Genomic DNA, 5,234 nt, shown 5'->3' on the forward strand with positions numbered 1-5,234 from the left:
TGCATGAGCTCCATCGCCCGAACCCGGATCCAAGACAGCCCGGCCGGGGAGGCCTGGAGCCGGTCATGGAGCCGGCGGAAGATCGAGGTCACGCCTCATGGACTACCCGGAGGGGCCAGCCCGCTCCCGGAGGCGCCCCCGAAGTAGGCCCGAAGGGGTGGTTTCGGCGTCCGGGGGACGTCCGCCCCGGGCCTGCGCGGCGCTACCCGGCTCCTCTGAGGTCCACCATCCGCTTGATCTTGCCCACCGAGCGCTCCAGGGTCTCCGGATCGACCACCTCGACGGCCACGGAGACCCCGACGCCCTCCTTGACCGCGCGGACCACGGCGGCCGCCGCGGCCCTCCGCTGACCGGCGTCCGCCCCCCGGCGGGCCTCCACCCGTACGGTCAGGGCGTCCATCCGGCCCTCACGGGTCAGCCGGAGCTGGAAGTGCGGTGCCAGGCCGGGCGTGCGCAGCAGGATCTCCTCGATCTGCGTCGGGTACAGATTGACGCCCCGCAGGATGATCATGTCGTCGCTGCGGCCCGTCACCTTCTCCATCCGCCGGAAGGCCGGCCGAGCCGTACCCGGCAGCAGCCGGGTCAGGTCCCTGGTCCGGTAGCGGACGATCGGCATGGCCTCCTTGGTCAGCGAGGTGAACACCAGCTCCCCGGACTCGCCCTCCGGCAGCACCTCACCGGTGAACGGGTCGACGACCTCCGGATAGAAGTGGTCCTCCCAGATGTGCAGACCGTCCTTGGTCTCCACGCATTCCTGGGCCACGCCCGGACCCATCACCTCGGACAGCCCGTAGATGTCCACCGCGTCGATGCCGAGCCGCTGCTCGATCTCCCGGCGCATCTCCTCGGTCCACGGCTCCGCGCCGAATATGCCCGTCCGCAGCGAGGTGCCGCGCGGGTCGATCCCCTGGCGCTCCATCTCGTCCAGCAGCGTCAGCATGTACGAGGGGGTCACCATGATGATCTCGGGCCGGAAGTCCTGGATCAGCCGCACCTGGCGGTCGGTCATCCCGCCGGACGCGGGGACGACCGTACAGCCGAGCCGCTCCGCGCCGTAGTGTGCGCCGAGCCCGCCGGTGAACAGGCCGTACCCGTACGCGATGTGCACCATCTGGCCCGGTCTGCCGCCCGCCGCCCGGATGGACCGGGCCACGACGTCCGCCCAGGTGGACAGGTCCCCGTCGGTGTACCCGACGACGGTGGGGCGGCCGGTCGTACCGCTGGAGGCGTGGACGCGGCGCACCTCGGAACGGGGCACCGCGAACATGCCGAAGGGGTACTGGTCGCGCAGGTCGGCCTTGGTCGTGAACGGGAAGAGGGACAGATCGGCGAGGGAGCGGCAGTCGTCGGGGTGCACGCCGGCCTTGTCGAAGGCCTGCCGGTAGTGGGACACCCGCTCGTAGGCATGGCTCAGGGTGGCGCGCAGCCGCTTCAGCTGGAGCGCGGCCAGCTCGTCGCCGCTCAGCCGCTCGCCGTCGTCGTGGACATCGCCGTACGCCGTCATGCCGTCACCCCATCGTGGGCCGCGGCCCCGAGCCTGGACCCGGGTCCGGCCCGCATAGAACCGACCGATCATTCGGTAGATTGCCCCAGCCCGGCGGCTAAATCAATGACTCGAACGAGTGATCGCATGATGGGATGGGCCCATGCCGATCTTCAACACCCACGACGGAACCGCACTCGCCTACCACGTCCGGGGCGAGGGAGAACCGCTCGTCTGCCTCCCGGGCGGCGCCATGCGGGCCTCCGCCTACCTGGGCGACCTCGGCGGACTGACGGCCGGACGCCGGCTGATCCTCCTCGACCTGCGCGGCACCGGCGACTCCGCGGTCCCGTCGGACGAGTCCACCTACCGGGTCGACCACCAGGTCGCCGACGTCGAGGCGCTCCGGATCCACCTCGGTCTGGACCGCATGGACGTACTGGCCCACTCCGCCGGCGGCAACCTCGCCCAGCTGTACGCGGCCGCGCACCCCGACCGGCTGCGCCGCCTGGCCCTGATCACCCCGACCTGCTGGGCCGTGGGCCTCGACTCGACCCCGGAGCAGCGCCTGGAGGTGGTCCGCAAGCGGGCGGGGGGCGAGCCGTACGACACGGCCGTCGCCGCGTACGAGCGGATCCTCGGCATCCTGGAGGCCGGCGGCGCCCCCACCCCGGCGCACTGGCGCGAGACGATGCCCCTCGCCTACGGGCGCTGGGACGAGGAGGTGCGCGCCCACATCGGCGCGAGCGACCGCGAGAAGAACGCGGCGGCGAGCGCCGCCTTCGCGGGCCCCGGCGCCTTCGACCCGCCTGCCACCCGGGCCGCCCTGCGCGGCGTCACGGGCGAGGTGCTGGTGCTGGCCGGGGAACTGGACAGCAACCCGACGGCCGGCCTCGCCGCCGAACTCGCGGGGCTCTTCCCACAGGGCGTGGCGGACGTCCAGCCGGGCGGCGCGCACTTCCCGTGGCTGGACGACCCGCAGTGGTTCGCGGCACGCGTGGAGCGCTTCCTGGCCACCGGAGCCTGACCGGCGGACGGGGCCGCTCCGGCCGGTCCGGCCGCCCGGACCGCGCGGCGTTGGGCGGGACCCGGGAGGCGCACGCCGCCGTCCGCAGCGGGCCCGCCCGCCGTCCGTAGCGGGCCAGTCCGCCGGCTGCCGCGATCGTGCGCGGTCAGCGCGCCGCGTCCGCCTCCGTCGCCACCGACTTCGCCCAGCGGTAGTCCGCCTTGCCGCTCGGCGAGCGCTGGATGGCCGGCGTCACCACCAGCTGCCGCGGGATCTTGTATCCCGCCAGCCTGGTGCGGCAGTGGCGCTGGATCTCGTCCAGCGTGGGCTCGGGGGCGCCCTCGCGGACCTGGACCACCGCCGCCACGTGACTGCCCCACTTCGCGTCCGGCACCCCCGCGACCAGGGCGTCGTACACGTCCGGATGGGACTTCAGCGCCTGCTCCACCTCCTCCGGGTACACCTTCTCGCCGCCCGTGTTGATGCACTGCGAGCCGCGCCCGAGGACCGTGACGATGCCCTCCTCGTCCACCGTCGCCATGTCCCCGAGCAGCACCCACCGCTCGGCGCCCTTCCGGAAGAAGGTCTCGGCGGTCTTCGCCGCGTCGTTGTAGTAGCCGAGCGGGACGTGGCCGCGCTGCGCGAGCCGCCCCGGCACGCCCACCGGCACCGGCTCGTGCGTCACCGGGTCCACCACCTGCGTGCGGTCGTTGACCACGAGGCGGAAGCCCTTCTCCGGGCCCGAGTCGTCGGCTGCCCTGCCGTTCGAACCGGACTCCGAGGAGCCGAAGTTGTTCAGCAGCAGCACGTTCGGTGCGAGCCGCCGGAACTCCGCCCGGACCGTCTCCGACATGATCGCCCCGGATGAGGAGACGCTGAACAGCGAGGACAGGTCGGTCCCCTTGAGCGGGCCCTTCAGGGCGTCGATGAGCGGCCGGAGCATCGCGTCGCCCACCAGCGAGACGCTCGACACCTTCTCCTTCTCGATGGTGCGCAGCACCTCCTCCGGTGCGTACTTGCGGTGGATGACCACCCGCTGGCCGTAGTTGAAGGCGATGAACGAGGTCAGCGTCGACGTTCCGTGCATCAGCGGGGGAGCGGGGAAGAAGGTCAGTCCCGCCCCCTTCGCCGCGACCCGCTCGGCCAGCTCCTCCGGCCGCTTCACCGGCTCGCCCGAGGGTTCGCCGCCGAACAGCCCGGCGAAGAACAGGTCCTCCGCGCGCCACATGACGCCCTTGGGCATGCCGGTGGTGCCGCCCGTGTAGATGATGAACAGGTCGTCGGGGGAACGGGGCGCGAACCCGCGCCCGGGCGAACCGGCCGCCTCGGCGTCCGCGAACGCGACCGGGGTGACGGACGGCTGCGGAGCGCCCTCGGGGGCGGGCCCGACGCGGATCAGATGGCGCAGCTTCGGCGTCTGCGGCAGGGCGGCGGCCACCCGGCCGGTGAACTCGCCCTCGAAGACCAGCGCGGCGAGATCGGCGTCGTTGTAGAGGTAGACCAGTTCCTCTTCCACGTAACGGTAGTTGACGTTCACCGGTACGAGACGGGCCTTGAGGCAGGCCAGGACGGTCTGGAGGTACTCGATCCCGTTGTAGAGGTGCAGGCCCAGGTGCTCGCCGGCCGTCAGCCCGCTGTCCAGCAGGTGGTGCGCGATGCGGTTCGCCGCGGCGTCCAGCTCCGCGTACGTCAGGCGGCGCTCGGCGCCGGTGCCGGGGTGGTCCACGTACACCAGGGCCTCGCGGTCCGGGACCACGTCGACGACCGATTCGAACAGGTCGGCAAGGTTGTACTCCACCGTTCCTCCTCACCCCCGAGGTTTCCCGTTTCCGGGCCATGGCCGTGCAGCCCGGCGGTCATTAGAGCGTCGCCCAGCCCAAGTGGGAAGGGCGTCGCCCAAAAATCTGACTGGGTGTCAGAAAACTATTGAACTGCATCCTGCCCTCCTGCAACCTGTTCTAGGTCTTGAGACGGGAGGACGGCAATGGGTGGGACCGAACACCTGACGGTGGAACGCCACGGCGCCACGCTGGTGCTCACCATGAACAGGCCCGAGGCGAAGAACGCGCTCTCGCTGCCGCTGCTGGTGGGGCTCTACGACGGATGGCTGGAGGCGGACGCCGACGACACGGTCCGCTCCGTGGTCCTGACCGGCGCGGGCGGCGACTTCTGCGCCGGAATGGACCTCAAGGCGCTGGCCGGCAAGGGGATGGCGGGCGACCGGTACCGGGACCGGCTGAAGGCCGACCCCGACCTGCACTGGAAGGCGATGCTCCGCCACCACCGGCCGCGCAAGCCGGTGATCGCGGCCGTGGAGGGCTACTGCGTGGCCGGCGGGACCGAGATCCTCCAGGGCACGGACATCCGGATCGCGGGCGAAGGCGCCACCTTCGGGCTGTTCGAGGTCAAGCGCGGCCTGTTCCCGATCGGCGGCTCGACCGTACGGCTGCCCCGGCAGATCCCGCGGACGCACGCACTGGAGATGCTGCTGACCGGACGCCCCTACTCGGCCGAGGAGGCCGCCCGGATCGGACTCGTCGGGCGGGTCGTCCCGCAAGGGGGCGCGCTGGAGGCGGCGCTGGAGATCGCCGAGCAGGTCAACGCGTGCGGGCCGCTGGCCGTCGAGGCCGTCAAGGCCTCCGTCTACGACACGGCCGAGATGACCGAGCGGGAGGGGCTGGCCTCCGAACTGGTGCGGGGGTGGCCCGGGGTATACAAGGCCAACCCGAAGCATGGGGCGCGGGC

Annotated in this window: 4 protein-coding genes; 2 read left to right on the top strand and 2 right to left on the bottom strand. The window is 72.0% G+C overall.

Features of this window, described 5'->3' with window-relative positions; all coding sequences use genetic code 11:
- Positions 1 to 202 precede the first annotated feature (202 nt).
- The gene (paaK, locus tag ACFXA3_RS34760) at positions 203 to 1,504 is read right to left on the bottom strand and encodes a phenylacetate--CoA ligase PaaK (protein WP_385193683.1); all 1,302 of its coding nucleotides are present in this window, start codon (positions 1,502 to 1,504) and stop codon (positions 203 to 205) included.
- Between the two features lie 142 nt (positions 1,505 to 1,646).
- On the opposite strand from paaK, the gene ACFXA3_RS34765 reads away from it, so the two are divergent.
- Positions 1,647 to 2,510, top strand: a complete 864-nt coding sequence (locus ACFXA3_RS34765) for an alpha/beta fold hydrolase (RefSeq protein WP_385193685.1) — start codon at positions 1,647 to 1,649, stop codon at positions 2,508 to 2,510.
- Between the two features lie 145 nt (positions 2,511 to 2,655).
- Here the strand turns inward: ACFXA3_RS34765 and ACFXA3_RS34770 are convergent, their stop codons facing one another.
- Entirely contained in the window at positions 2,656 to 4,287 is a 1,632-nt protein-coding gene (locus ACFXA3_RS34770) for an acyl-CoA synthetase (RefSeq protein WP_385193688.1), read from the bottom strand.
- Between the two features lie 186 nt (positions 4,288 to 4,473).
- Here ACFXA3_RS34770 and ACFXA3_RS34775 point away from each other — a divergent pair.
- The coding region (locus tag ACFXA3_RS34775; protein WP_385193690.1) for a crotonase/enoyl-CoA hydratase family protein at positions 4,474 to 5,234 on the top strand (761 nt) is incomplete at its 3' end.

The sequence above is a fragment of the Streptomyces sp. NPDC059456 genome, assembly GCF_042750055.1.
Classification (GTDB): Bacteria; Actinomycetota; Actinomycetes; order Streptomycetales; family Streptomycetaceae; genus Streptomyces.